This is a genomic window from Streptomyces sp. NPDC054883, from assembly GCF_053610645.1.
On record NZ_JBSGYT010000012.1, the window covers coordinates 14,132 to 40,784 of the forward strand.

17 protein-coding genes are annotated in these 26,653 nt (G+C 72.9%); 10 read left to right on the top strand and 7 right to left on the bottom strand.

The annotated features are described in order from the left end of the window. Positions 1–138: 138 nt before the first annotated feature. The 5 genes from ACWGH1_RS11705 to ACWGH1_RS11725 all read left to right on the top strand — a co-directional run bounded on the left by ACWGH1_RS11705 (position 139) and on the right by ACWGH1_RS11725 (position 6,785). Positions 139–564, top strand: a complete 426-nt coding sequence (locus ACWGH1_RS11705; RefSeq protein WP_453355374.1) for a DUF6003 family protein — start codon at positions 139–141, stop codon at positions 562–564. A gap of 432 nt (positions 565–996) precedes the next feature. Further along, positions 997–1,395 carry a hypothetical protein gene (locus ACWGH1_RS11710; protein WP_453355373.1) on the top strand — a complete coding sequence of 133 codons (399 nt, stop codon included), beginning with the start codon at positions 997–999 and terminating at the stop codon, positions 1,393–1,395. Positions 1,396–2,098: 703 nt separating this feature from the next. Next, positions 2,099–2,827, top strand: coding sequence for a hypothetical protein (locus ACWGH1_RS11715; protein ID WP_453408644.1), 729 nt, complete (start codon positions 2,099–2,101; stop codon positions 2,825–2,827). 365 nt (positions 2,828–3,192) lie between these two features. Next, entirely contained in the window at positions 3,193–5,682 is a 2,490-nt protein-coding gene (locus ACWGH1_RS11720; RefSeq protein ID WP_453408645.1) for a glycoside hydrolase family 3 C-terminal domain-containing protein, read from the top strand. 26 nt (positions 5,683–5,708) lie between these two features. Continuing rightward, the gene (locus tag ACWGH1_RS11725; protein ID WP_453357592.1) at positions 5,709–6,785 is read left to right on the top strand and encodes a LacI family DNA-binding transcriptional regulator; all 1,077 of its coding nucleotides are present in this window, start codon (positions 5,709–5,711) and stop codon (positions 6,783–6,785) included. Between the two features lie 605 nt (positions 6,786–7,390). Here ACWGH1_RS11725 and ACWGH1_RS11730 read toward each other — a convergent pair. Further along, complete coding sequence (locus ACWGH1_RS11730) at positions 7,391–8,701, bottom strand: ROK family transcriptional regulator (RefSeq protein WP_453408646.1); 1,311 nt, start codon at positions 8,699–8,701, stop codon at positions 7,391–7,393. A 157-nt stretch (positions 8,702–8,858) separates the two neighbouring features. Between ACWGH1_RS11730 and ACWGH1_RS11735 the strand changes: the two genes are divergently transcribed. Genes ACWGH1_RS11735 through ACWGH1_RS11750 form a run of 4 tightly spaced genes read left to right on the top strand, consistent with a single transcriptional unit; the run spans position 8,859 to position 13,446 of the window. Beyond that, the gene (locus ACWGH1_RS11735) at positions 8,859–10,178 is read left to right on the top strand and encodes an ABC transporter substrate-binding protein (RefSeq protein WP_453408647.1); all 1,320 of its coding nucleotides are present in this window, start codon (positions 8,859–8,861) and stop codon (positions 10,176–10,178) included. A gap of 10 nt (positions 10,179–10,188) precedes the next feature. Beyond that, positions 10,189–11,205 (top strand): carbohydrate ABC transporter permease, encoded by a 1,017-nt coding sequence (locus ACWGH1_RS11740; RefSeq protein ID WP_453356425.1) that lies wholly within the window; start codon positions 10,189–10,191, stop codon positions 11,203–11,205. Next, positions 11,195–12,070: a carbohydrate ABC transporter permease gene (locus ACWGH1_RS11745; protein WP_453356424.1), complete on the top strand. Its 876-nt coding sequence runs from the start codon at positions 11,195–11,197 to the stop codon at positions 12,068–12,070. Before ACWGH1_RS11740 ends, ACWGH1_RS11745 begins: the two co-directional genes overlap by 11 nt. After that, the gene (locus ACWGH1_RS11750) at positions 12,067–13,446 is read left to right on the top strand and encodes a GH1 family beta-glucosidase (RefSeq protein WP_453408648.1); all 1,380 of its coding nucleotides are present in this window, start codon (positions 12,067–12,069) and stop codon (positions 13,444–13,446) included. The genes ACWGH1_RS11745 and ACWGH1_RS11750 overlap by 4 nt, the downstream gene beginning before the upstream one ends. Before the next feature lie 87 nt (positions 13,447–13,533). Here ACWGH1_RS11750 and ACWGH1_RS11755 read toward each other — a convergent pair whose 3' ends face one another. The 6 genes from ACWGH1_RS11755 to ACWGH1_RS11780 all read right to left on the bottom strand — a co-directional run bounded on the left by ACWGH1_RS11755 (position 13,534) and on the right by ACWGH1_RS11780 (position 24,891). Then, positions 13,534–15,264 (bottom strand): discoidin domain-containing protein, encoded by a 1,731-nt coding sequence (locus ACWGH1_RS11755; protein ID WP_453354116.1) that lies wholly within the window; start codon positions 15,262–15,264, stop codon positions 13,534–13,536. 34 nt (positions 15,265–15,298) lie between these two features. Next, positions 15,299–16,369, bottom strand: a complete 1,071-nt coding sequence (locus tag ACWGH1_RS11760; RefSeq protein WP_453354115.1) for a DUF1996 domain-containing protein — start codon at positions 16,367–16,369, stop codon at positions 15,299–15,301. 116 nt (positions 16,370–16,485) lie between these two features. Next, on the bottom strand, positions 16,486–18,642 hold the full coding sequence (locus ACWGH1_RS11765) for a discoidin domain-containing protein (RefSeq protein ID WP_453354114.1): 2,157 nt from the start codon (positions 18,640–18,642) through the stop codon (positions 16,486–16,488). Between the two features lie 459 nt (positions 18,643–19,101). Beyond that, positions 19,102–21,453: an ADP-ribosyltransferase domain-containing protein gene (locus ACWGH1_RS11770; RefSeq protein ID WP_453354113.1), complete on the bottom strand. Its 2,352-nt coding sequence runs from the start codon at positions 21,451–21,453 to the stop codon at positions 19,102–19,104. A gap of 673 nt (positions 21,454–22,126) precedes the next feature. Next, positions 22,127–22,645, bottom strand: coding sequence for a hypothetical protein (locus ACWGH1_RS11775; protein ID WP_453354112.1), 519 nt, complete (start codon positions 22,643–22,645; stop codon positions 22,127–22,129). Positions 22,646–23,970: 1,325 nt separating this feature from the next. Then, positions 23,971–24,891 (bottom strand): helix-turn-helix domain-containing protein, encoded by a 921-nt coding sequence (locus tag ACWGH1_RS11780; RefSeq protein ID WP_453354512.1) that lies wholly within the window; start codon positions 24,889–24,891, stop codon positions 23,971–23,973. Between the two features lie 243 nt (positions 24,892–25,134). On the opposite strand from ACWGH1_RS11780, the gene ACWGH1_RS11785 reads away from it, so the two are divergent. After that, on the top strand, positions 25,135–26,619 hold the full coding sequence (locus ACWGH1_RS11785; protein WP_453354513.1) for an MFS transporter: 1,485 nt from the start codon (positions 25,135–25,137) through the stop codon (positions 26,617–26,619). Positions 26,620–26,653 lie beyond the last annotated feature (34 nt).

Consider the following 26,653-nt stretch of genomic DNA (forward strand, 5'->3'; position numbering starts at 1 on the left):
GCGGTCCTGAGGGGGCTTCAGCACGTCGCAACGGGCTGGACCAGGGGTCGAGCCGGCGGACAACCGGCTTGATCCCGTCAGGAGGGGGTAAAAGCACCGCGATCCTCAACAGCTACGGTGTGCCAGGAGAGACCCACGATGACGGATGACGCCTACCTGTTCCTCGCGGACACCGGTTCCGGTTGGCAGGGAACGCCGCTGGCCCTCGCCGGAGAGCTGGAGTGCCTGGACACCCCCGCCGTGCAGGCATGGTTCGCCGCACAGGGGGTCAGCCCCGCATCCCCGAACGTCCGGGTGGTTCCCCCGGAGCAGAGCGGCCTGATCCCCGAGGCCGCCGAGCGGCTCCCGGTCCCGCTGGGGGCGGCGGAACTGGAGCGCGTCCGCCGCGCCGCAGCCACGGACCCCGTGGCGAACTCGGAGGAGGAGCTGCTCGCGTTCCGGGAGAGCAAGGAGAACCGCGACACCATACTGCGCCGGGCCCTTGCCGCCGGTGTGCCGGCGCATCGGATCGTCGAACTCTCCGGCGTCGACCCCGCCACCCTGTCCTCCGCCTCCCAGGCCTGAGCCCCTGTGAATCGGCGGCGTGCCGCTCCAGGCCTTCGAACGGCCCTGGGAGACCGCTGTGCACGTCGTGCCGGGACAGGCGCGCGCGGATGGTCTTCCCGCCGCCGCCGTCAGGGGCGACCGTGACCGCGGTGGAGAGCGATGGACCATCGGGCGGCCGAAGCCTCCCGCGCCTCCGTTCACCTCGTCCGTGTGTGGTCACTCCTCCTCCGAACCGGGTGCCCTGAGTCACAGGCGCGTAACGACAGTGTGGACCGCGCCGGCCGCTGGGCGGATGATTCGCATCCGCGGGTGGAAAGGTCCTGTCAGGATGGTGCGAAGCCGTCGGCACCCTGCTGCGAGGAGGACCAGTTGACCAGTCCGGAGGCCAAGAGGCCCGAGTCGCAGCCGACTTGCCCGCCGAAGACGGAGGCCGCCGTACGACGGCCCCGCATGACCGTGCGAAACCGGCGCACGGCCGCGCTCACGTTCCGAGCCGACGAGTGGGCGGCGAAGAAGGCCGCCCGGCACGCCGTGGGGACCGTACGCGGCTGGGGGTACCCGGCCTTGGACGAGCGGGACCTAGAGGCGGCCGTGGAGCAGCTCGTCACGGCCGCCGTGGCAGACGGCGGGAAGCGGGTCAGCGTGCACCTCGGTGATCAGGACCGGAAGGTCCTCGTGGCCGTCCTGAGCCATGTGTGCGGGGCGCCGGACGATTCCGTGCTCGGCGGGGTGGCGGCGCTGGCCACGGTGGAGTCCGCCGGTACGGACAGCGCGGACGACGGCCGGCGGATGTGGGTCGTCCTGGACGCCGCCCCCCGGCGTCAGCGCGCCAGGCACACGGCGGCGTGACCCCGGCCGCGCCCAGTCCTACGGTTCGCCGGCCTTCGACGGGCGATCCGCGCTCTGCCGGGGCCGGCTGACGCGCCACAGGCGGCGGGGGCAGCTCACTGCACCGATCTCGGCCGACGTTCTGGACGCGGGCGGCCTCCTCGGGCCGCCGCAGGCCGGCGGCGGAGAAGTCGGTGGCCTGGACGGTGAGCCCTTCGCGGGCGAAGTACAGCGTGCCGCGGCCGGGTCCGGCGCCGAGTCCCAGTACGCGTGGCGCCCCGGCGGCACGGAAGACCGCCGCCGCTTCGACGGCCGGCGCGGAGTGCTGCTCGCCGTACATGCCCGGGTGCTGGTCAGCCGGACCCGGCCGGCCGCCCGGGACGGGGCACGTCACGGCTCCGGTTCCGGCGTCCCTGCCGGCCCGCCGCAGGGGCTCGTGGCCGATACGATGCCGGGGGTTCGACCGGGCAGGACAGCGGGGGTGCATGGCATGAGCGGTCATGGCGGGAGCGGGTACGGGTACCCGGTCGACGGCGCGGGCAGCCGGCCGCCCACGGGACGGGCCGGCCACGGCTACCCGGTCCCGCCGCAGGGGTCTCCGTACGCGGGGCCGGTCCCGCCGCAGGGGTCTCCGTACGCGGGGCCGGTCCCGCCGCCGGGGTACCCGTACCCGCCATATCCGCCGGTTCCGCCGCCTGTCGAGCCGTCGCGGGGCCGGAAGATCGTGCGCGGCATCTTCAACCCGTTGTACGCCGCCCAGCGGGCGTTCCGTCCTTCGCGGCCCGGAATCGTGGAGGATCCGGACGTCCGCAAGCTCCAGCTGTGGCGGACCGTGCTGGGGCTCGCCGCCTGGGTGGGCTTGATGGTCGCTTACAAAGCCGTCGTCAGCGCCGACGACGTCAAGGCCGTGGCGGACGAACGCCTCGACCAGAGCTGGTCGAGCGTCCTGGCGCTGGTCTGCACCTTCCCCGTGGTCGTCGGCGCCTTCGTAGCCGCCGCGCGGGCCCGCCTGCGGCGCGTCTACCTGCGCCGGGCCGCGCGCTCACTCGGCGCGGTGGTGGCCATCATGGCGTCGATGGGAACCTCGGCCCTCGCGATGGCACCGGAGTTGGCGGGGTTCCGGGACGCCGTCGGGCTGCCGGGAAGGGTCGCCATCTGGGTGGTGTGCCTGTGGGCGATCGGGTTCGCCCTGTACGGCATCGGCCTGTCGCTCGTGCACGTCTTCCGCACCGCCGACATCCACGAGGTGGTGCCGCCGGTCCTCGCCGGTGTGCTGGTGTGGGAAATGGCACTGCTGGACGTGATCACGGGGGCCTATCCCCAGGTTCCGGCGGGTGCCAGGGCGGTCTTCATCCTGGGCGCCCCCGTCACGGTCACGGCGCTGTCCTGGTGGGAGTTGCGCCGGCTGCGCCGTCACCACGGCCTGACGATCCGCAGCGCGTTGGGGCGCTGACCGCGCCGTGGCCCGGCGGGGGGCTCGGGTTCCCTGACGGCGGCACCGGCGCCCCGCAGGACGGATCGTCGAGCCGGTAGCGGGGCTGCGGCGCTCAGGATCCCGGCAGGTCGTAGGGCATCCTCGTCCGCCCCCCACCGGGCGGACACCGCCCGGTTGCCGCCGGGTCCGTGGCCGTCGGGGGTGAACCGCTGCAACAAGACCGTCACGCAAGGACGTTGACAGTCGGCCGGAGTCCCCGGGATCATCCGGGAGAGCGCTCTCCCGCCCGCTTCCGTGAGAGACCGGCAGTCGAGGTGCCGCCTGTGTGCCGTACTTGTCCGTGCTCGCCGCGCTCCGGCGCCCTGCGACGAAGGGTCCCCCGTATGGACGACGGCGCCGAGGACCGGCTCGCGGACGGCCTCGGCCTGCGGCAGGGCGTCCACGTACTGACCGGCGCCGATTCCTGGCGGACCCGCTCCGAACCGGCCGCCGGTCTCGGCGAGATGGTGTTCTCCGACGGCCCGGCCGGGGTGCGCGGTCCCGGCTGGGACGAGCGCTCGACCGCGGCGCTGCTGCCCTGCCCCAGCGCGCTGGGGGCGCTCTGGGACGAGGACCGGGTACGGCGCCTCGGTGCGCTGCTCGGTGAGGAGGCCCGCGCCAAGGGGGTCCACGTCCTCCTCGCCCCCACCCTCAACCTGCACCGCAGCCCCCTCGCCGGCCGGCACTTCGAGTGCTTCGCCGAGGACCCCCTGCTCGCCGCCCGGGCCGGGGCGGCCCTCATCCGCGGCATCCAGTCCCGCGGAGTGGCCGCGACGGCGAAGCACTACGTCGCCAACGACTCCGAGACCCAACGGCTGACCCTCGACGTCCGGATCGGCGAACGGGTCCTGCGCGAGCTGTACCTCGCGCCCTTCGAGGCCGCCGTCCGTGCGGGCGTCTGGGTGGTGATGTCGGCGTACAACAAGGTCAACGGGACCGCCATGAGCGAGAATCCGCTCCTCGCGGATCCATTGAAGGGGGAGTGGGGCTTCGACGGGGTGGTCGTCACCGACTGGGGCGCCGGCCGGTCCACCGTCGCCGCCGCCCTCGCCGCACAGGACCTGCTGATGCCGGGCCCCGACGGGCCCTGGGGCCGGGCGTTGACCGACGCCGTCGAACGCGGACTGGTCCCGGCCGATGCGGTGCGGGCCAAGGTCCGCCGCGTGCTGAGGCTGGCGTCCCGCGTCGGTGCCCTCGTAACCCCACTGCCGGCCGAAGCCCCGCCGCTCGAAGGCCCCGGCCCCGGCCCCGGCCCCGGCGCTGCGCCATCCGCACCGGCGACGGGAGCGGACCCCGCTGCCCGGAGGCTGTTGCGCGAGACGGCCGCGGCGAGCTTCGTACTGCTGGAGAACCGGGGAGCGCTGCCCCTGGACGCCGGGGCGCTGGCCGCGGTCGCCGTCATCGGGACGCTCGCCGCCGAACCCCGCGTCCAAGGCGGCGGCAGCTCCGAGGTGTTCCCGCCCGGTGTCGTCACCCCGCTGGCCGGGCTGCGGGCCGCCCTGCCCGCGCACGTACGGGTGCGCCACGAGCCGGGCCCGCCACCGGACGGCGCCGGCGGCGGTCCGGCGCCGCTGGGTGGCCGATACGCCCGCGACCCGGAGACCGGCGCCCCCGGCGTACGGCTGCGCGTCCTCGACGCCGCCGGGGCCGTGTTGTACTCCGCGCACCGGCCCTCGGGCCGGGTCCTGGAGCCCGAGCTGCCCCCGGGTGCCCGGACCGTCGAGCTGGCCGCCGTGCTCCACCCCGATACGACCGGCCCCTGGACCCTCGGCCTCGGCGGCTTCGGCGCGCTCGGCCTCGCCGTGGCCGGTACGCCGCTGCTGGAAGGCGAGTTCCCGCCCGAGACGGACGATCCGGCCGTCATCCACGTACGGCCTCCCCAGCGGACCGTGCGCGTCCGCCTCACCGCCGGCCGCCCCGTCGAGGTCCGGGGCCGCCGGGAACTGGTCCCCGGAACCGGCCGGGCCACCGTCCTCGGCGCCGCGCCGCCCGCGCCCGATCCCGTGGACGCCCTCGCGGCCGCGGTGGCGGCCGCCCGCGAAGCCGACGTGGCCGTCGTCTGCGTGGGTACCACCGACGAGGGCGAGTCCGAGGGCCACGACCGCACCACCCTCCAACTGCCCGGACCGCAAGACCGTTTGGTGGCGGAGATCACCCGCGCCAACCCCCGCACGCTGGTCGTCGTCAACAGCGGCGGCCCCGTCGAGCTCCCCTGGCGCGCGGCGGCCGGCGCCGTCCTCCTCACCTGGTTCCCCGGCCAGGAAGCCGGGCACGCGCTCGCCGACGTGCTCCTCGGCCGCGCCGAACCCGGCGGCCGGCTCCCCACCACCTGGCCCGGGACCCTCACCGACGCCCCCGTCCACGCCACCCTCCCCGCGGACGGGGTCCTCCCGTACGAGGAGGGCCTGCACATCGGGCACCGCGGCTGGCTGCGCGCGGGCCGGACCCCGGCGTACTGGTTCGGCCACGGACTCGGCTACACCACCTGGCGTTACGAGCGCATCGGTCCGCCCGAACCGGCCCCGGGCGGCGACTACGAAGTCCCGGTGGCGCTGCGCAATACGGGCCCCCGCGCGGGCCGCGAGGTCGTGCAGCTGTACCTGGCCCGGCCCGGCTCGGCGGTCGACCGGCCCGTGCGCTGGCTCGCGGGCTGGGCGGCCGTCGAGGCCGGGCCGGGGGACCGGGTGGCGGCGCGCGTACGGATCCCCGCGCAGGCGCTGCGGCACTGGTGCCCGGCGGCCGGCGCCTGGGTGGGGGAGCCGGGCCGGTTCACCGTCCTCGCGGGCCCCAGCGCCGGCCGACTGCCCCTGCGTACGCACCTCGACGTCCCGTAGCGGGGCCCGGCGGCTACAGTGCGGCCATGAATACGGGGCGGCGCACGGGAACGGGCTCGGCGGACGCGGGAGCGCGGTCGACGCCGACGCTGGAGGACGTGGCCCGCGCCGCCGGGGTGTCCAGGGCGACGGTGTCCCGTGTGGTCAACGGCGTGCGGAACGTGGACCCGGCCATCGTGCTCGCGGTGCGGCGGGCCGTCGCCGCCACCGGCTACGTACCCAACCGGGCGGCCCGTTCCCTGGTCACCCGCCGCTCCGGGACCGTCGCCCTGGTCGTGTCCGGCGCGGCACCGGGCGCCACGGGCGCGCGGGACGAGTTCGCGGCCGGAGTCCTCCAAGACCCCTTCTTCGGGCGCGCGGTCGGCGGGGTGGTGCGTGCGCTGCGGCCGAGGGGGGTGCATCCGGTGCTCATGTTCGCCGACACCGACCAGGACCGGGCCGAGGTACTCGCGTACTTGACGCAGGGCAGTGCGGACGGGGCGCTGCTCGTCACCACCCACCCCCGTGATCCGCTGCCGGGGGTGCTCGCGGCGGCAGGGCTGCCCGCGGCGTCGTTCGCGCGGCCGCCGGCCGGGGTGCCGCTCGACCACGTGGACCTGCGGCACCACGAAGGCGGGGCGCTGGCGGCCCGGCACCTGCTGGAGCTGGGGCGCGGCCGGCTGGCGGTGATCGGGGGCCCGGCGGACGTGCCGGCGAGCCGGGAGCGGGTGGCGGGCTTCCGGGAGGCGGCGCAGGGCCGGCGGGTGCGGGTGGCCGAGGGGGACTTCACCCTGGAGGGGGGCGAGCGGGCGATGCGGTGCCTGCTGGGCGAACAGCCGGGGCTCGACGGGGTGTTCGCGGCCAACGACCTGATGGCACAGGGGGCGTGCCTGGTGCTGCGCGAGCACGGCCGCCGGGTCCCGCAGGACGTGGCGGTGGTCGGCTTCGACGACTCGGGCGCGGCGGCGGCCTGCCGGCCGAGGCTGACGACCGTGCGGCAGCCGGTGGAGGAGATGGCGGCCGAGATGGTCCGGCTGCTGCTGGACCGCGTCGCGGGCGGACCCGGGGCAGGCCCGGCATCGGTGCTGTTCACGCCCGAACTGGTGATCCGCGATTCGGCGTGAACCCGCACCGCCGCCCGGAACCCGGGCAGGCCGCGCAGCCCCACCTGTGACGGCGCCGCCCACCGCCCGTCCGTGCCGCGTCGGGACCCGCCCGCGCGGCCGCACCGCCGGCGCCCGCCATCCGGCCGGGTCGGGTCGGGGCCCGCCCCACGGCGCCCCCACCGCCCGGCCGGGCCTCCACCCCGGTCGCTGCCCCACGCGCCGGCGGCCTGGGCAGCCGGGTTTCCGCTCCGCACGCGCCCCGGGGCCGGGAGGCACTGCTCGGCGGTGGCGCGCCTGGCCGATCGGGGACTCAAAGCCGTTGCCCGGGGCCAGGCGGGACCGTCCGGCCCGCTCCGGGACAGCAGTCGCCCCGCCGCACGGCCTCCGGTCGCCCGGGCGCAGCTCCGGGTTCCAGGCGCTGCCCCCCACATCCGACCCGGCCGCAGCAGCACCCCGTCCCGTGGGCGCGCGGGTCAGGGACCGGGGCCCGAGGGGGCCGCACCCCACACGGGGCGCGCGCCGGTCGCCGGCCCGTGTGCCGAGGGCCGGAGCCGGGGCCGGAGCCGGGGCCCCGCGCAGGCACGGCCGACGCGGCGGGCGCCGGCGGCTGCCGCCGCGTCGGGCTACGCGTGGCCGGGCGTCGTTCCGCCGCGCACGCCCAGGGCCGTGCGCCAGGCCGGTGGTTCGGCGTCGGGCCGGGGCGTCGCGCGGCGGCCGCCCGTGGCGAAGAAGGCGGACAGCGGCAGTGTCGCCGCGCCGACCGTTACGGCGTCCGGCCCCAGCGAGCCCATGCCCACCGTGACCCGGCCGGCGGGATGGCGCAGCGAGTACCGGGCCGCGTGCTCGCGCACCGCCGGAAGGATGCGGGGACCCAGCATCAGGCCCGCCCAGCCGCCGATCAGGATCCGCTCCGGCCGGAAGAGGTTGATGAGGTCTGACAGACCCGCCCCCAGGTACTCCGCGGTCTCCTCCAGGACCTCCAGCGCGACCGGGTCCTCCTGGCCGGCCGCCGCCAGCAGGGCCGAAAGGGCCTGCTCCTCGTCCACGGAGTCCCCGGGCCCGCCGCCCCGCTCCGCCCACCTCGCCAGCAGGGACTCCGCCCCCGTGTACGCCTCCAGGCAGCCCAGCGCCCCGCACCGGCAGCGCCGGCCGCGCACCGAGACCGTGAGGTGCCCCCACTCCAGCGGGGTGCCCTCCGTGGTCCCGCCGTCCGGCGAGCCGTCGGTGATCAGACTCGCGCCGACGCCGGAGCCGAACAGCACGACCAACGCCTCCCGGGCCCCGCGCCCCGCCCCGAACCACATCTCCGCCTGGCCGAGGGTCCGCGCACCGTTGTCGATGATGTACGGGACCTCCTGCGGCAGGGCCCCGGTGCCGCGCAGCAGCCGCTCCAGCGGTACCGCGTCCCACCCGATGGTCTGGCCGTGCACCACGGTCCCGCCCGGCGCGTCCCGGTCCACTATGCCGGGCACCCCGACGCCCACGCCCAGCAGCCGCTCCGTGCCGATCCCCGCCTCGGCGAGCACGGCGGCGATGCCGTCCTTGATGTGGTCGACGATGGGGCCGACGTCGTAACAGCCGCGTGGCAGCAACGGCATCTCGGCGCGGGCGAGTTCGGTCAGCGTCAGGTCGAACAGTTCCACCCGGACGCGGGTTTCGCCGACGTCGACGCCGATCATGTGGGCACTGCCGGGCGCCACGCGCAGCAGGGTGCGGGGCCGGCCCCCGTCGGAGTCGACGACGCCGGCCTCCTCCAGGAGTCCGTCCGCGACGAGTTCCCCGACGACGTTGCTGACGGATCCGGAGCTCAGCCCCGTGGCGGGCCCCAACTCCTGGCGGCTCATCGGCCCGCCGAAGTAGAGCCGTTGGAGGACGGCGCTCCGATTGCCCCGCCGCAGGTCCCGCACCGTTCGCCCGCTACGCACCGTGGTCATCCGGCCCCTTCCGCAGTGACATCGACCGCAACATACCCTTGCGCGACCCCTTGACGCGACCCTTTCACGAGGCTTAACTCACGTCCTAAATTAAGGCCTGGGCGGAGCACGCCACGCCGGCCTTCTCCCCAGCCCCGCCGAAAGGGACCGAGCCGCCATGCGCAGAACCCGAGCCGCTGCCGCCGCCGTCACAGTCTCCCTCCTCGCCACCGCCGCCACCGCTTGCGGCGGGGGATCGGCGGACAGCGGGGGCGGTTCCAACGCCGCCCCCAAGGAGCTCACTTACTGGGCGTCCAACCAGGGCCCCGACATCCCGGCGGACCAGGCCGCGCTCGCTCCGGAACTGAAGAAGTTCGAGCAGCAGACCGGCATCAGGGTCAAACTCGAAGTCGTCCCCTGGTCGGACCTGCTCAACCGCATCCTCGCCGCCACCGCCTCCGGTCAGGGCCCGGACGTGCTCAACATCGGCAACACCTGGTCCTCCTCCCTCCAGGCCACCGGTGCGCTGCTCCCCTGGGACAGCAAGAACTTCCAGGCGATCGGCGGCCGGGACCGCTTCGTGGAATCCGCCCTCGGCTCGGCCGGCGCGAACGGCAAGGACCCGGCCGCCGTACCGCTCTACTCGATGTCCTACGCGCTCTACTACAACAAGCAGATGTTCCGGGAGGCGGGCATCGAGAAGCCGCCAGCCACCTGGGACGAGATGGTCACCATCGGCCGGCGGCTGTCCACGGACGGCAAGTGGGCCCTGGGCGCCGAGGGTTCGAACCTCTCCAACAACATCCACCAGGCCTTCGTGCTCTCCAGGCAGCACGGCGCCGAGTTCTTTGACGCCGCCGGCAAGCCCACGTTCGACACCCCGGCCAACGTCGAGGCCGTCAAGCAGTACGTCGACCTGATGGCCAAGGACAAGATCATCGCACCGGGCAACGCCGAGTACGACAAGAACCAGTCCCTCCAGGACTTCGCCAACGGCAAGACCGCCATGGTCCTGTGGCAGAGCGCGGCCAGCAGCTTCAAGGCGCACGGCATGAAGGAGGGCGACTGGGGCGTGGTCCCCGTCCCGGTCCCGGCCGGCGGCGTCCCCGGCACCGGGAAGAACACCAACTCCATGGTCGCCGGCATCAACATGGCCGTCTTCAAGAACACCGACAACATCGACGGGGCCCTGAAGTTCGTGAAGTTCATGACCAGTGACGAGGAGCAGACGCTCCTCAACAAGACCTACGGCTCCATCCCGCCGGTCAAGGCCGCCCAGGCCGACCCGGCCTTCGCCACCGAGGACCTCACCGTGCTCCGCAACACCCTCGCCACCAGCGCCGCACCGCTGCCGCAGGTCCCCGGGGAGTCGCAGTTCGAGACCGCCGTAGGAACCGCCGTCAAGGAGCTCTTCGCCGACGCCGCGGCCGGCCGCCCGGTGACCACCGACTCGGTCAAGGCGAAGCTCACCAAGGCCCAGCAGCAGATGTCGAACTGACCCGCACCCGATGACCGCCGCGCCCACCACCCTCGCCCCCGACGCCAAGGCGCGCGGGGAACGCCGTACCCCGCCCCGCGGGCGCCGTGCGGGACGCACGCCGCGCCCCGGACGGCTGCGCCGCACCGCCCTGCCCTACCTGCTGCTCCTGCCCGCGCTCCTGCTCGAACTGCTCATCCACCTGGTACCGATGGTGATGGGCATCATGGCGAGCTTCCGGGAACTCACCCAGTTCCACATCCGGGACTGGACCAGCGCCCCCTGGACGGGCTTCGACAACTACGACCTCGCCGTCGACGTCAACCGGCCGGTCGGCGAGGCCCTGCTCGGGTCCTTCCTCACCACCTGCCTGTTCACCCTGCTCTCCGTCGCCCTGTGCTGGCTGATCGGCACCGCCGCCGCCGTGTTCATGCAGGAGACCTTCCGCGGCCGGGCCGTCCTGCGGGCCCTCTTCCTCGTCCCCTACGCCCTGCCCGTCTACGCGGCAGTCATCACCTGGTCGTTCATGTTCCAGCGGGACAACGGCCTGGTGAACCACGTCATCCACGACCAGCTGGGCATCGGCGGCGCCGAGCACACCTTCTGGCTGCTGGGCGACAACAGCTTCTGGGCCCTCCTCACCGTCTCGGTGTGGAAGGGCTGGCCGTTCGCCTTCCTGATCGTGATGGCCGCCCTGCAGAACGTCCCCAAGGAGCTGTACGAAGCCGCCGCGCTCGACGGCGCCGGCGTCTGGCAGCAGATCCGCCGCATCACCCTGCCGTCGGTCGGCCCCGTCAACCAGGTACTGGTCCTCGTGCTGTTCCTGTGGACCTTCAACGACTTCAACACGCCGTTCGTGCTCTTCGGCAGATCGGCGCCGCAAGCGGCCGACCTCATCTCCGTCCACATCTACCAGTCCAGCTTCGTCACCTGGAACTTCGGCACCGGATCGGCCATGTCCGTCCTGCTGCTGCTGTTCCTGCTGCTGGTCACCGCCGGGTACCTGCTCGTCACCGGTCGCGGACGGAGGAACGACGATGCCCGCTAGACCCGGTCCCAGAGCCCGCAGCCCGCTCGACCCGCCGGCCTCGTTCCGGGCGGTCCGGGCCGTGTTCCTGACCGCGCTCGCCGCCTTCGTCCTGCTGCCCGTCTACGTGATGGTCACCAGCTCGCTCAAGCCGCTGGAGGACGTCGCCGGCCGGTTCCGCTGGATCCCCACCGGGCTCTCCATCCGCCCCTACATCGACATCTGGCACACCATCCCGCTCGCCGACTACTTCCTCAACTCGCTGATCGTGGCGGGTTCGGCCACCGTCTGCTCCGTGGTCATCGCCGTCTTCGCGGCCTACGCCGTCAGCCGCTACCGCTTCCGCGGCAGACGCCTGTTCACCCTGACCGTGCTCTCCACCCAGATGTTCCCGGGGATCCTCTTCCTCCTCCCGCTGTTCCTCATCTTCGTCAACATCGGCAACACGACCGGCGTCGCCCTCTACGGCTCCCGCGGCGGGCTCATCCTCACCTACCTGACCTTCTCCCTGCCCTTCTCCATCTGGATGCTCATCGGCTACTTCGACTCCGTGCCCCGCGAGCTCGACGAGGCGGCCACCGTCGACGGCTGCGGCCCCCTCGGGGCACTGCTGCGGGTCGTGATCCCGGCGGCCGTACCCGGCATCGTCGCCGTCACCGTCTACGCCTTCATGACCGCCTGGGGCGAGGTCCTCTTCGCCTCCGTCATGACGAACGACACCACGCGCACCCTCGCCGTCGGACTGCAGGGCTACTCCACGCAGAACGACGTCTACTGGAACCAGATCATGGCCGCCTCGCTCGTCGTCAGCATCCCCGTCGTCGCCGGATTCCTGCTGTTGCAGAAGTACCTGGTGGCCGGACTCACGGCAGGAGCCGTCAAATGACCCTTTCCGAAAGCCTCCCCCTGACCGGCGCGCACCCCATCGACCTCGCCGCGCTCCCCGCCGACTTCGCCTGGGGCACCGCCACCTCCGCCTACCAGATCGAGGGCGCCGTCAGCGAGGACGGCCGCGCCCCCTCCATCTGGGACACCTTCACCCGGGTCCCCGGCGCCATCGACAACGGCCACACCGGGGACACCGCCTGCGACCACTACCACCGCTGGCGCGAGGACATCGCCCTCATGCGGGAGCTCGGCACCAACGCCTACCGGCTCTCCGTCGCCTGGCCGCGGATCCTGCCCGGCGGCGACGGCCCCGTCAACGCCAAGGGCCTGGACCACTACGACCGGCTGATCGACGCCCTGCTCGCCGCCGGCATCGAACCCAACGTCACCCTCTACCACTGGGACCTTCCGCAAGCCCTCCAGGACCGCGGCGGCTGGCCCGAGCGCACCACCGCCGAGCACTTCGCCGTTTACGCCGGCCTCGTGGCCGACCGCCTCGGCGACCGCGTCACCGAGTGGGCCACCCTCAACGAGCCGCTGTGCTCGGCCTGGATCGGCCATCTCGAAGGCAGGATGGCCCCGGGGTGGACGGACCTGACCGCCGCCGTCCGCGCCTCCTACCACCTGCTGCTCGGTCACGGCCTCGCCGCCCAGGCCGTCCGCGCCGCGGCCCCCGGCGCCCGGATCGGCGTCGTCAACAACCTCTCCACCGTCGTACCCGCCACCGCCGCCGAGACCGACCGGGCCGCCGCCCGGCGCATGGACGGCCACGTCAACCGCTGGTGGCTCGACCCGGTGCACGGCCGCGGCTTCCCCGCCGACATGCGCGAGGTCTACGGCGTCGACCTGCCCGAACGCCCCGGCGACCTCACCGCCATCGCCGCCCCCCTCGACTGGCTCGGCCTCAACTACTACTTCCCGCAGCTCGTCACCGCAGACCCGGACGGCCCCGCGCCGTTCGCCCGCCAGATCGACCGGCCCGGCGCGCCGCGTACCGCGATGGGCTGGGAGGTCGACGCCGACGGCCTGGAGACCCTCATCATGCGCCTGTACGAGGAGTACGGGGCCCGGCGCATCCAGATCACCGAGAACGGCTCCGCCTACCCCGATGCCGTCTCCCCCGACGGCAGCGTCCACGACCCCGAGCGCACCGCCTACCTGACCTCCCACCTGGCCGCCTGCGCCCGCGCGGCCGGCCGCGGCGCGCCGGTGGCCGGCTACTACGCCTGGTCGCTGCTGGACAACTTCGAATGGGCCTACGGCTACGACAAGCGCTTCGGCCTGGTCCACGTTGACTACGCGACCCAGGTCCGCACGGTCAAGTCCAGCGGCCGCGCCTACGCCGGGATCATCGCCGCCCACCGCTCGCGCTGAGCCCGGACATGCCCGGCTGCGCGCCGCCCCGTTCGAGACGCTTGGGGCGGCGCGCGGGATCCGGCAGGGCCTCAGCGGGCCGGACGGTCAGGCATAGACCCCGAAGCGGAACAGGGAGTAGCCGTAGCCGGTGCCGCGCTGCGTCAGCTCCAGCCGGACGTAGCGGCCCGACGCGCTGATGTCGAAGTCGTCGATCCCCCCGTCCCCGGACGCGGTGGCGTACGCCGTCCGCCAGTTCTGGCCGTCGTCCGACACCTTGATCGCGTACGACTTTCCGTAGGCGCCCTCCCACACCAGCTGGGTGTGCCTCAGCTGCCTCACCGACCCCAGGTCCACCTGGAGCCACTGCGGGTCGGCCCAGGCGCTGGCCCAGCGGGTGTCGTCGCGGCCGTCCGTGGCCAGGGCCGGCGTGCACGGGCAGCCGCCGTAACCGTCGCTCTGGTGGCTGGAGGCGGTCGTCGGCCGGCCCTGCGCCACGTCGGTGCCCGCCACCGGAGGCGGTACCACCTTGACGGAGCGCTGTTCGACACCGACGTTGCCCCGCCCGTCCTTGACCTTGACGTAGAGCTTCCACGTGCCGGTCTTCGCCGGAGCCGTGACCTTCAGGGTGCCGTTGCCCAGGTTCGTGGACGGCACGGAGGCCAGAGCGCCCCCGCCGTCCACGTACTTGCTCCCCCACAGGACCTCGTAGGAGAGCTGGTCGCCCTCGGGGTCCGTCGCCGGGGCCTGGACGGTGATCTCCTTGCCCGCCGGGACGGCGCCCGGGTCGGCCACGGCGGGCACCGACACCGTCGGCGGCAGGTCGTCCCCGGCGGTACTGCCGCCGAACGCCCGCTTGACGGCGTAGTACGACGTGCGGCGCTCACCGGCGGGGGTCAGGTTGAACCAGTGGCCGCCGAAGTCGTACTCGGTGCCGTAGTGGAAGACCGTCGCCCCCAGGGCGACGCCCCGGTGGCCGGTGACGCAGGCCCAGGCGTTGGTGTAACCGTCCGCCTTCGCCTGGTCGCCGGGCTCCGACGGCACCCCGTTGGCGTCGTTCGGCACCTCCCACTCGCCGGCCGGACCGGTCTCGGTGATGATGTACGGCTTGGTGTAACCGCCCTGTTCCCAGGCCTGGCGGACGCCGCAGACCTCCTTGTAGGAGTTGACCGCGTACAGGTCCAGGTCGGGGGAGTTGCGCTTGTAGTACGTCCATGCGCCGACCCACGCGTCGGTGGAAGTGACGGGGTGGTTGGCGTCGATGCGGTGGACGGCCTTCGCCACATCGTTCACGAAGGCCGTGTAGGCGTTGCGCTGCTTCTCCAGTTCGGCTCCCGCGTAGCAGTTCTGCAGGCCGAGCACCGACTCGTTGCCGATGTTCCACATGAGCACCGCCGGGTGGGCGCGGTAGGTCTCCACCCACTTGGTGAACTCGGCCAGCATGTTGTTCTTGTAGGCGGTGTCCGAGACGTAGTCGGTGCAGCCGCCGCTGCCCGGTCCGCCGCCCGGCTGGAGCCAGAACCCGGCGACCACCTTGACGCCGTTCGCGGCGGCCGCGTCGAACAGCTGGCGGCTGCTCGCGTCGGTGCCCCACGTACGGATGGTGTTGGCGCCCAGCGACTTCACGTCGGGCAGCAGCCGTCCGGCGTCCGCCGGCGACGGACCCCAGGTGACGCCCTTGACGACGTAAGGCGAACCGTCGACCGTCAGCTGCCAGTCGCCCTGCGAGCCGGTCACCTTCACCACGCTGCCGGCGGCCTGCGCCGGGCCCGCGGGAAGTACAGCCACGGCTCCCGCGAGGAGCGCGGCCGTGACGAGGGAACACGTGCGGGAGTACATGCCTGGACCTCCTGGGAGGGGGTGGGGGAGGGGGTCACGGGAGCCGGTAGTCCGGGCCCAGGACGGATCCCGCCTCGGGGTGGGTCTCGTCGTAGCCGCGGGCGTTGCACTGGAAGCCGCCGTTGACGCACTTGTCGACGAGGGCCCCCAGCGTCCGGTCGTCCCAGGCGTTGAAGAAGTCGTAGTGGAAGGAGTGGCCGCTGCCGCTGGAGAGCCTGACCTGCGACATGTCACCGCTGACCGGGAAGGCCATCTTGAACTCGACCATCGGGAGCGCGACGGGGTGGTCGGCCGGGCACACGTTGTCGTTGGTGCCGGGCTTCACGACCGGGTAGGCCATGTGGGCCTTGTGGTCGGGTGTGTCCAGATACCTGCCGTCCCAGCAACTGGGGGACTGCATACGGATGTTCAGTTGGGACCCGGCCGGGCAGTTCGCCGGGAACTCGACGTTCTTGAAGCTGTCGCCGCACTCCCAGCCCTCGACCCAGCCTCGGTGGCCGCGGAACTGGGCCGCCGTCTGCGTCGGACTGCCGACCACGAAGCGCAGACCCTTGGGGAAGGGGCGCACGCTCTTGTAGTCGGTCACGCCGCTCTTGTAGTAGATCACCTGCGGTCCGGTCGGCAGGACGGGCCGGTCACCGTCGTAGAGCGTCGGCATCCAGTAGCCGGACAGGTCTCCGGGGGCGTTGCAGCGGGTGCCGCCCGCGCTGAGGGAGGCCGTGGTGGAGTAGGCGTCGGTCGTGGTGTTGCCCATGAAGGTGTGGTCGTGCGAGGCGCCGGGCCGGCCCGCGAAGACGATCGGGTCGTCGGGGGCGGTCCTGCTGACGGCGCAGTTGGCCTGGAACTCGTGGAAGTAGCGGTCGGGCGGGTTCGCCCACGACGGCGTGACGCCGGTGACGGGCGGCACGGCCGGGATGTAGCCGTCCCCGTCCGGGTCGTCACCGGTGGCGAGCGGCGCGACCGCAGAGTGGTTCACGTGGACGGCCGCGCCGTTGTCGACGGAGGCCTGGGCGGTCAGGACGAGACCGCCCAGTCCGGCGGTCGCGGTCAGGGCGAAGGCGGCGGTAACCACCAAGGCGGACGGTTTCCTGGATCGGAGATTCACTTGTGCTCCTCCGGTTGGCGCGGACGCTCCCCGGGTGGGAGAGCGCTCTCTCGGGCGGCCCGCAAAACGCGGGGCGGCGACTGCCGCCCCGCGCCCCGCGGGGGTTCAGGTCTGGATCAGGGGAAGGAGACGACGGTCGACGGCGTGGTCGAGGTGCCCGAGGTCGCGGCTCCCGTGCCGTTGACGACGTGCTCGTACTGGCCGTTGCCGCCGAGCGAGACGACGAGCAGGTCGTGGAACTTGACGCCGGGCTTCACCGGCACCTCGAACCCGTGGTCCTGGCGGATGGTCGGGTCCACGTTGTAGTAGCAGTAGCTGCCCAGGCCCCATCCCTCGTGGGCGTTCACGGAGTCGGCCACCTTGTAGGCCGCGAAGCCCTTGGTGGAGCCGTTCTGGACGGCCGCCTGGTTGGGTGCGTCGTACGCCTTCTCGTTCTGGAAGAAGATCGTGCGGCCCCGCTCGCCGTTCCACTGCACGTCGTACTTGTTGAAGTGCTCGACGAACAGCCCGGTGGCCAGGACGTCGTCGCCGTTGACCCGGAACCCGTAGTCGGAGCGGTTGGTCTCCCAGCCGACCCCGTCACCGTGGTCGGCGCGCCAGATCCACGTGTGGTCGACGATCGTGTCGTGGTTGTTGATCACCATGCCGACCGAGGCCTTGCCCGCACCGGCCCCACCGACCCGGACGAACACGTCCTGCACGGTGGTGGGGTTCGCCGCGTGGTCCGTGGCGGCGCCGGCCGGACCGACCTCCAGCAGGCTGGGCGAGTTGACCGGGCCCGCGTCGATCAGCAGCCCGGCGAGCTTGACGCCGTCGACGTCGGCGACCTTCATCGCGGTCACCCCGTTGTCCGGGACGATCGTGGCCAGGCCGAGGCCCAGTACGACCGTGTCCGGGCGGTTGACCTGGATGGTCTGGCTGACGTGGTAGACGCCGGGGGTGAACAGCAGGTGCAGGCCCTGGGCCAGCGCCGCGTTGATCGTCACCGCGCTCGCGCCGGGCTTGACCACGTAGAACTGGCTCAGCGGGATCGAGGACCCCTGCGGTGCGCCGTTGCCCCAGGAGGTGCCGCGGGCACCGGTGCGCTTGGCCGGTACGAAGACCTTGTACTCGGCGCCGTCGAGGTAGAGGAAGGGCTTCTCCCGGGAGACGGGGGTGCTGTCGAGCGTGGTGTACGGCGCGTTCGGGAAGCTCTGCGCCGGTGCCCCCTGCACACCGGAGAACACCTGGTTCCAGACGGCGTTGGACCATCCGCCGATCGAGCTGTCACGGGTGTACCACTGCTGCTGCGAGTAGTTGCCGACCTGTCCGTCGATCTTCGAGTCGGCGATGTAGCCGCCCGAGGCCCAGCCGTAGCCGTTGGGCGCGAGGTTCAGGCCGCCCTTGACGTGCATCCGGCGGAACGGCGCGGCCTGGGAGACGGCCCAGCGGTCCGTGCCGTTGACGGGGTTGAGGGCCAGGTTCTCGGCCGAGCGCCAGAAGTTCTGGGTCGCGTTGCCGCCGAACCAGCCGGCGTCGACGGTCACGTCCCCGTTGATGGTGGTGTCGTCGGGGCTCAGACCGAGGCCGGAGATGGAGGTGTAGAAGCCGATCTGGGCGTTGAGGCCGTTGTAGGTGCCGGGCTTGAAGAGGAACTGGTAGCGGCCGGAACCGAACTGGGCCGACTCCTGCTGGGCGAAGACCTGGTCCAGCTTGGCCTGGATGTCCGGCATCGACGGGTCGAAGACGATCACGTTCGGTCCGAGGTCACCACCGCCCGGGACCACCGGGCCGCTGCCCGGGGTGCCGTAGACCTGGAACTCCCAGAGCGAGTAGCCGTAGCCGGTGGCCCGCTGGGTGCCGTAGACGCGGACGTAGCGTGCGGTGCCGGTGATGTCGTGGGTCTGGACGCCGCCGGTGCCCGCGGCGGTCGAGTAGGCGGTGGACCAGTTGGTGCCGTCGGTGGACAGCTCGACCCGGTAGGACTTCGCGTACGCCGCCTCCCAGCGCAGGACCACCTGGTTCAGCTGGGCGGGGGCGCCGAGGTCGACCTGTATCCACTGCGGGTCGGAGAACTGGCTGGACCAGCGGGTCCCGTTGTCGCCGTCGACGGCCGCGGCGGCCGGGGTCCCGGCGCCCTCCACGCTGGAGGCCGTGGCGGGCTTGCCCTGGGAGAGCAGGACGGGAGCCGCCTGCGCCGCGGTAGCGGGCAGCAGCACGAGGAGGGCCGCGACCAGGGCGGCGGCGAGCGCCGCGACGGTGAGCCGCGGCGGCCGTTCTGAGAGGAGTGGCATGCGGGGTGCTCCTGACGTCATGGATCCGGGGGGATCGAAGCGTGAGTGAACTGCCCCTCAGGTGGGCCGTCAAGGGTTTCGGCGTTCATGAACTGAAGGCCGGCCTGCGTCTCAACTGTGCGTCAGGCCTGTGAACTTGGGGTTTCTTCAATCCTTGTGAAAAGTATTGACGAAAAAACTCCCCGGGACTCTACTGATGTTCCCGGCCACCGTGTCCGCCGTACCCGCGCGGCGGAACGGGGCTCCGGCAGCCTTCGGGAAGTGGCGGCACTGCCGGGCGAGTTGGTGCGGTGTGTTCGTTACTCGTCGCCTGCCACACCGCCCGAACCCAACCAGCGTCACGCGCCCGGTCCCCGGAACGGCGCGGTCACGGGCGGCCCGGGTCCTACCGCCGTCTCCGGAGCGCGGGCAGGCGATGGCCGTGCTCGAAGCCGGGCGGTGGACCGCCGAGACAGCGGGTCAGGACACCAGGGGAGCGGCGTCCACTTCGGTCAGCCTGACCGTGCACAGCCCGCCGCGCTCGCTCTTCACGTCCGTCACCTTGAGCTGCGTGCCCGGCGTGAGGATGTACTCCTCCTCCCCGGTGAAGGCGGAGAAGCTCCTGATCCCGACAGCCTGGGCGGACGTCACCTCGAAGAGCGTCCGCCTGCCGCGGCTGCCCAGGAACGACCGGGCCACGTTCAGCTCGGAGGTGCACGAGGAGACGCCCCACCAGGTCACCGTCCGACCCACCGGGTACTGCGCCCGCAGGTCCAGCGACACACCGCGCCACAGCGGCTTCGTATATCCGGGCAGCCCCGAGACCGCCGAGAACAGCAACCGCAGGTAGGGCAGATACGGAGTGACCCGGCTTCGGTCGGGGGAGCGGAGGACGGCGTTGATCTCGCGGTAGAAGGCGGACTCGCAGGTGTAGAGGTAGAGCGCGGCGATCGCGTCTGCCGACAGGCTGCCGGGCGCCTCGTCCGCCCGCCGCTTGCCGAAGTCGCGTGACCGGTCGATGTGCCCGGCGAGCCCGGACAGTGTCTCGGCCACCGGTGCGACGGCGTCCTGGAAGTCCATCAGCGGGGTATCGAACACGCCGGTGATGGCGGGGAGGACCAGCCCCTCGTCCTTGACGCTGGTGAGCCGCTCCAGGTACAGCTGGTGCAGGTTCATGGTCGACTCGATGAAGGCGCCCATGCGTGCCGCGACGCCCCCGTTCGCACCGCCCGCCCCCTCGTTCCACCCCTTGCTCGGCAGCCAGTCGATCCCGTCGGCACCCAGCGACGCGAGAGCCTCGTTCACCATGGCGAAGTGGTCGCCCTCGCAGAAGATGTCGCCCTGCGCCGCCGGGTTCGCGTGATCGATGTGCCGGACCTCGACGTCCGGGTACTTCTCCTGCAGCCGCAGGACGACCCGCTTCAGGTTGCGGGCGTGTGCTCCCCACCAGGCGAACACGACGCCGCGGTCCTCCGCGTCGGCGTCCTGCTTGGCCTTGAGGATCTCTTCGACGATCCGTTCGGCGACGGGGCGCCAGAACGCCGTGTGCTGGTCGGCTCCCATCGCTCCGTCGCCGCTGGCGGTGAGCGAGGCGTTCAGCAACAGCACGCCCTGCGTGAGCATCGCCTGGAACCACTCCGGCGGCTGGACCGTCTCCCGCTCCCGCAACAGCGCGCGGACGTCGGCGATGGGAGTCTTCTTGGCGATGCCGTACTTCCACATCGCCGCCGCCTTGATGATGCAGCGGATACTGACGACCCTGCCGAACTGGCTGTCCGTCCAGTCGTTGAAGGTGTTGTCGAACATGGCTATGCCGGTCGCGCTCTCCGGCCGCGGGTACGGGTTCTGGCCGAAGGCCACGACCTTCCACTTGTGCGGCGGGTTGGGCTTGAGCGCCTGGAAGGTCAGCTCACGGACGGGGACCACCTCGGGGCTGCGGCCTTTCCCGATGAATCGGGCGGCGTCCGGCAGCGCCTCGATGACGGGCTTCAGGAGCGGCAGCCATGGCTCACCGCCGCCGTTGAAGAGTTCGGTGAGAGCCAGGGGGTCGTCCGCGTCGGACGGGGAAGGCGCCGGGCCGTTGATCGGGTCAGTCATGGGGGAGGCGCTTTCGGTCGTCGTGGTCGGGGATTGGGGGTGGTGGTCCGGATGGCAGGAAGGGAACGGCGCAACGGCCTGCGGCGGCACGATGCGCACCCGCTCCTCGACCGGGGCGTTCTCGATGTCGTGGAGCTGCGTGGTGATCGTGGCGCGCAGCTCGTCGTCGTTCTCGTACCAGTGGTCCTGGAAGAGGGTGTAGCCGGTCCACATCAAATTGGCGCACACCCTGGCCGGGACCCGACCGGTCTGCGCGCCCATGCCGACCAGTGCCACCGAGCGGATGCTGCCGGGCACCCGGCGGTTCTGCCGGTGGACGGCCTGGAACGCGGCGGCGCACGCCAGCGCCACGTTCAGCGTGGCACTCACGTTCTGCGAGGACTGCACCATGGTCGGCGTCGATATCAGGTACCGGGGGACGGCCGCGCCCGACGGGACGCAGACCGCGCTGCCCACCGGGAGGGCTCCGGCGAACCGATGGCGGATCGCCCGCTGCACCCGTAGCTGGATGCCGGATCCGAGGTGCCGCTTGATGACGGCGTCCACCCCGCCGTCCATCCGGCCCAGGGAGTTCGTCGGGCTGACCCAGGCATCGACGTCCTCATCGAGGATCGAGCCCCTGCGGATCTCGATGCCGGGGGTGTCCGCGAACGCCGCCCGCCACGCCTCCACCACACGCTCGTTCACGTCTGTCAGCACCACTCTGAGCGCGGGCTGAACACCGCTCTCGGTCATCGTCCACTCCTGTCGGGAAACGGTCCTTGCAACATCCCGAACCTAACGTCCGCCACTGACAACGCCGCTCCGGCGAACGGACGATGACCTGCCGTTACGACGGCGGTCAACCGGCGCCTGCGCGTCGCTTCGTCCCGCCGGCTGCCGATCTCGGTCAGGAACAGCCGCTGCCCGTCCAGGGGTGCTTTCCAAGCCGCGGCCGACTGCGTACCGGGAGGCGCAGCGTCCGACGCCGGCCGAGGAGGTCGAGTGCGGCCGTCACGAGCCGACCGGAAGCCGAGCCGCGTACGGGTTCACCGGGGAGCTGCCGCGACCTTCGTCCCGCGTGTCGGGTCCGGTCCCGACCTGCTGCGGGCGACCGCCGCTGGAACCGCCCCGGCCACGGGTCCTTGGCCGTCGAGCTATGCGGTCCGCTCCCGAGCCCCGCCGACGCGAAAGCCGCACCGACTGCCGTACCGCCGGTCCCGTGACCGGCGGCGTGCCCCCCGGCGCCTGCTCAGCGCGGGACCCGCTCGGTGCGAACGGCGGCCCGGGCACATGACTGCCGGTCAGGAAACCCGAGCCCCGGGACTCACTCAGCCCGGCCGGTCGTCTTGGGAAGCGCGGGGAGGTTCGGCGGCGGGTACGTGCGGTTGCGGCATCTGCCGGGGCGGGGTGCGGGAGTGGGACGCGTTCAGTGTCCGAGGGCTGATTTCGCGGCCACGATGACCAGCCCCAGGACGAGGTTGACGATCCCCTCGACCACCGCCTGGCGACGGGACGCGCCGGCATGCAGAGCGCCGATGCAGGCCCAGGCGACCTGCTGCGCCACAGCGACCGCCAGCGCGAACCACACCGTACCGTTGAGCCCGAGCCCCAGGACCGGGCCCAGCGCCACAGCCACGGACGGCAGTACGGCGGCCTCTACGATCGGCCACTCGCGCCGTCCGACCCGTCGCGCCTCGGCCCAGCCCAGGTTCTGGCCGGACAGCCGCTCGCCGGCGAGTTGGGCATAGACGTGCGCGGCCCAGAAGACGAGGCCGGTCACGAGGAGCAGCACCACGAGCTGGAGCCGGGGGAAGTCACCCGCGACGCTCGAGGCGGCGATGACGGAGGCGGCGAGCAGGGACCCGTAAAGAGCACCCGCGTAGTCCGTCCGCAGTGGCGGCCGGCCGGTCGGGTCCCTTCGCGGCCACGGCAGGAGGCGGTTCACCAGCTCACCGTAGAGAAGGGACCCCGTCTCTCGCCGCACCACACGCGGACGGCACCCAGGCCGGCGACAACATCCGTGACCGGCGCACACGGAAGCAACCGCCTCGGTGCCGCACCGCCGGACTTGTGGCACCGTGGCCGGCGCCTGCGCCATGCCGGGTGTGGAAGCACCCAGTTACACGCGAGGCGGCCTCATGGCGGGCGATCTGCCCCGCCTGCCGGACGCCCACCGGCTGTACCTCCTGCCACACGAACGGCGCCGCCCCGCTTTTGCCTACGCCTGGTGTGCCGCCGTCCGCCGCCTTCTGCGCGCCGAGCCGGGTACCGACCCCGACGGCGTGCGGCAGCCGGCCGAGACCGCGGCCGCCGTGTCGGCGTACCGCCCGCCGGAGGAACGGGCCGCGCCGCTCGGGCCCGGCCCGCGCACCCCCGCCGAGGCGGTTCGGCCGGCCGGCACGAGGCGACCACCGCTGGGTCCCGGACGATCGGCACCCTGCTCCGCCTGGCCGACGCCGAGACCGTAGACACCGTCCCCGCCCCGCCTCGGCCCCGACGGGCCCTGGCTGCTCGCCGCCTGCCTGTCCGCGCGCCTCGCACATCCTCGCCGTCCGGTCCCGCCGACTGAGGGACGGTTGCGAGGAGCGGCTGGCGACCTCGACGGCCCGCAGGTCGACGTCGCCCTGCTGCGGCACGGCGCGACGCCGCGCACGGCCCACCGCATCGTCGCCGGTTCCCGGCCCCGCCCGGGCGCGGAGGCTTCGAGGGCCGGAGCGCTCGCACGGGCCGACGTACGCAAGAATCCGTCCATCCTCTCGCGGCAGGTCGTCGGCTGCCCGCACCTGCTCACTGCGGCGCCGACCGGCTCGCCGCCCTCGTCCGGCGCGGCACGCGCGGCCCGGCCGCGGCCCGGCTCGGCGTGCAGGCGCCGGCGGCCGAGGATCCGGTCGCCGTACCCCGGGCACGGGTCGCCAGGGAGCCGGACCCGGCGAAGCTGCTGCACGCCGCAGCCCGGCGGCACTGATCCTCGCCTGCCTGGACGGCGCCGCCCGCCGCAGCGACGCTCCGCCGGGCGCGCACACCGTCCCGGCGGGCTTCGCCGCACTCGCCGCCGGGTGGCTGAGCGTGGATCCGGGCCCGCACCCCGGGGCCGCGGCCCCCTGCCCGCCCACCGCGTCGTCGGCGTTGCTCCCGAGGCAGAGCCACCAGGCGCCTGGGCGCACCACACGGATGAGTCCGGACCCGGCGCGGGCCGGGTCGGGTACGAAGTCCGGTGCGAGCCCGCTCAGGGCCACCGCCCTCCGGGCTGTCCGCGCTGGCGGCCGGGGCTCAGCCGACGGAGGCGTGTGCCGGGCAAGGCGCGCTGCTGGGACAGGGCTCCTGGGGAGCCGGCTCCGGTCGGGCTTCCGTGGTGTCCAGACGGAGCATGGCCGTCTCGTCCAGGGTGCCGGGGGCCGCCTGGTAGACCACCATTCGCTGGCCGCCCGACCGGGCCAGTTGCATGACCTCATAGGTCAGGGTCATCGGCCCGACCTTGGGATGCCGGAATGACTTCTGCCCACCCCCGCGTTCGCAGACGTCGTACCGCTCCCAGAGGCGGGCGAAGTCCGCTGATTTCACCACCAGTTCACCCACCAGCGCGGTCAGCTCGGGATCGTCCGGATCGGCCCCGGCCACCGCCCGCAGATGCGCCACCGAGAGCGCGACCGTCTCCTCCCACGGCTGGTAGAGCGTCCGGCCCACCGGGTGGAGAAAGAGATAGCGGGTCAGGTTGCGCTGTTCCTGCGGCCAGTCCCAGAGTCCGGGCAGCAGTCGTCGGCCGGGCGGATTCGCAGCCAGTACCCGGTTGTAGCGGCTCACCACGTAGGCGGGGAGCGGACGCATCGACTCCAGCATCCGCAGCACCGAGTCGCGGACGGTGTGATCGGAGGAGGCGGGGAGTTCGCCGATCCGACCGGAGGCCAACTCCACCAGCTCGTGGAGGCGTTCGTAAGCGTCCCCGCGCAGTCGCAGGGCGCGGCCGAGGGCGTCGACGACGGCGGGGGAGGGGTTGGTCTCCCGGCCGCGCTCCAGGCGGATGTAGTAGTCGACGCTCACGCCGGCCAGCGCGGCCAGCTCTTCCCTGCGCAGGCCGGGAGTACGGCGCAGTCCTGTGCCGACCGGAAGCCCGACGTCCTCCGGGCGGATCTGCGCCCTGCGGGCCTTCAAGTACCGGCCCAGTTCGGTGCCCCGCGCGTCTGCTGCTGCCATTCGACCCATTGTGGCAGGCGGACCGGCAACGTGGGGGGCCCTGTCAGGACCTGGAACGCGGCACCCCGGGGACAGCCCGGTCTGCCGGCCGACAGTGCGAGGGCGGAGAGTTGTTACCGCAGCGGGCGGCCCGGCCGGCGGGACCCAGGGAGTGCAAGGCACAGGACCGCGGCCCGGCGGGCCGGGGCCGCCCGCTCGTTCTGCCCTTCCCCATCGAATCCCTCGGCCACAGGAGAGTTCGTCATGCCGTCCCAGCCTGTCATTGCCCCGTCCGCCACCACCGCGCCCGCCCACCGGCACGGTCAGCAGCCACCGTCACCCGTGTCCACGCTCCGGCGACGAACGCCGCACCGGCCCCGGCCGATTACCGTCGGCGCGCCCACCGCGCAGCGGCGCGGCGGCGTCGCGTTGGTCGCTTCGCTGCTCGGATTCACGGTGATCACCATCGACGTCTCTGCCGTGAACATCGCGCTGCCCGCGATAGGAAAGTCCCTCAGCGGCGGGATGACCGGATTGCAGTGGGTGGTGGACGCGTACACCCTCATGTTCGCGGCCCTGATGCTGTCCGCCGGCGCCCTCGCCGACCGGGCGGGCGCCCGCCGTGCCTACGCCTGGGGCGTAGCCCTGTTCACCCTCGCCTCCCTCGGCTGCGCACTGGCGCCCGGCATCGGCGTGCTGGTGGGCGCGCGGGTGGCGCAGGGCGCTGCCGCGGCGGTCGTGATGCCGGCCTCGCTGGCTCTGATCCGGCAGGCGTACGAGGACGCCCGGACACGTGCCCGCGCCATCGCGCTGTGGACCGTAGGTGGGTCGCTGGCGATGGCCGCGGGTCCGGTACTGGGCGGGCTGCTCACCGAGTCGGCCGGCTGGCGGGCGGTCTTCCTGCTCAACCTCCCGGTGGGTGCGCTGATCCTGGGCCTGCTGGTCCGGATGCCGCGCTCCGCGCGCCGGCCTGCCGCGGTGGACGTCGGCGGTCAGCTCACCGCCGTACTGGCCCTGGCCGGGCTGGCCTTCGCGGTGATCGAGGGCGGTCACCTGGGCTGGACCAGCGGCCCCGTGCTGGTCGCGGCCGCGATCGCCGTCACCGCCGGGTGCGTCTTCCGCGTGGTGGAGTCCCGGCACCGCCAGCCCATGGTTCCGCTGAGCATGCTGACGGACCGCAGGGTGGGCGTCCCGCTCGCGGTCGGTTTCGCCGTCAACGCGGCCTTCTACGGTGGGATCTTCCTCCTCGGGCTGTACTACCAGCAGCTGCGCGGGATGTCGGGGATCGCAGCCGGGCTGATGTTCGTCCCCATGTCGGCGGTGGTGACGGCGACCAACCTGGTGTCGCCGCGACTGGCGGAGCGGATCGGTCGCCGGCCGGTGATCGTCGCCGGTCAACTGATCTTCACCGGCGCGATGCTGGCCATGCTGCCGCTGGCCGCGCACACCCCGGTGTGGCTGGTGCTGGTCCTGCTGCTGCCGCTGAGCATCGGCGGGGCGCTCGTGGTGCCCGCGTTGACCGCACTGTTGATGGACGCCGTCCCGGCGGAGCGCGCGGGGACCGCGTCGGGTCTGCTCAACTCGTTCCGCCAGACCGGCGGCGCGCTCGCGGTCGCCCTCTTCGGCGGTCTGCTCGCCGGCCCGGCCGGAGGCTTTTCCCTCCCGGGCATGCGCATCGGCCTCCTCGCCGTCGCCGCCCTCCTCGTCGCCACCGCCGCCCTGTCCCGTCTCCTCCTGCCCCGCCGCTGAGCCCGCTCCGGGCCCCCGAACTCGATCTCGTTGC

Bases quoted from the DNA above. Each gene is read 5' to 3' on its own strand.
- ACWGH1_RS11705 (WP_453355374.1), top strand. From the start codon at position 139: ATGACGGATGACGCCTACCTGTTCCTCGCGGACACCGGTTCCGGTTGG.
- ACWGH1_RS11710 (WP_453355373.1), top strand. From the start codon at position 997: ATGACCGTGCGAAACCGGCGCACGGCCGCGCTCACGTTCCGAGCCGAC.
- ACWGH1_RS11720 (WP_453408645.1), top strand. From the start codon at position 3,193: ATGGACGACGGCGCCGAGGACCGGCTCGCGGACGGCCTCGGCCTGCGG.
- ACWGH1_RS11725 (WP_453357592.1), top strand. From the start codon at position 5,709: ATGAATACGGGGCGGCGCACGGGAACGGGCTCGGCGGACGCGGGAGCG.
- ACWGH1_RS11730 (WP_453408646.1), bottom strand. From the start codon at position 8,701: ATGACCACGGTGCGTAGCGGGCGAACGGTGCGGGACCTGCGGCGGGGC.
- ACWGH1_RS11735 (WP_453408647.1), top strand. From the start codon at position 8,859: ATGCGCAGAACCCGAGCCGCTGCCGCCGCCGTCACAGTCTCCCTCCTC.
- ACWGH1_RS11740 (WP_453356425.1), top strand. From the start codon at position 10,189: ATGACCGCCGCGCCCACCACCCTCGCCCCCGACGCCAAGGCGCGCGGG.
- ACWGH1_RS11745 (WP_453356424.1), top strand. From the start codon at position 11,195: ATGCCCGCTAGACCCGGTCCCAGAGCCCGCAGCCCGCTCGACCCGCCG.
- ACWGH1_RS11750 (WP_453408648.1), top strand. From the start codon at position 12,067: ATGACCCTTTCCGAAAGCCTCCCCCTGACCGGCGCGCACCCCATCGAC.
- ACWGH1_RS11755 (WP_453354116.1), bottom strand. From the start codon at position 15,264: ATGTACTCCCGCACGTGTTCCCTCGTCACGGCCGCGCTCCTCGCGGGA.
- ACWGH1_RS11765 (WP_453354114.1), bottom strand. From the start codon at position 18,642: ATGCCACTCCTCTCAGAACGGCCGCCGCGGCTCACCGTCGCGGCGCTC.
- ACWGH1_RS11770 (WP_453354113.1), bottom strand. From the start codon at position 21,453: ATGACCGAGAGCGGTGTTCAGCCCGCGCTCAGAGTGGTGCTGACAGAC.
- ACWGH1_RS11780 (WP_453354512.1), bottom strand. From the start codon at position 24,891: ATGGCAGCAGCAGACGCGCGGGGCACCGAACTGGGCCGGTACTTGAAG.
- ACWGH1_RS11785 (WP_453354513.1), top strand. From the start codon at position 25,135: ATGCCGTCCCAGCCTGTCATTGCCCCGTCCGCCACCACCGCGCCCGCC.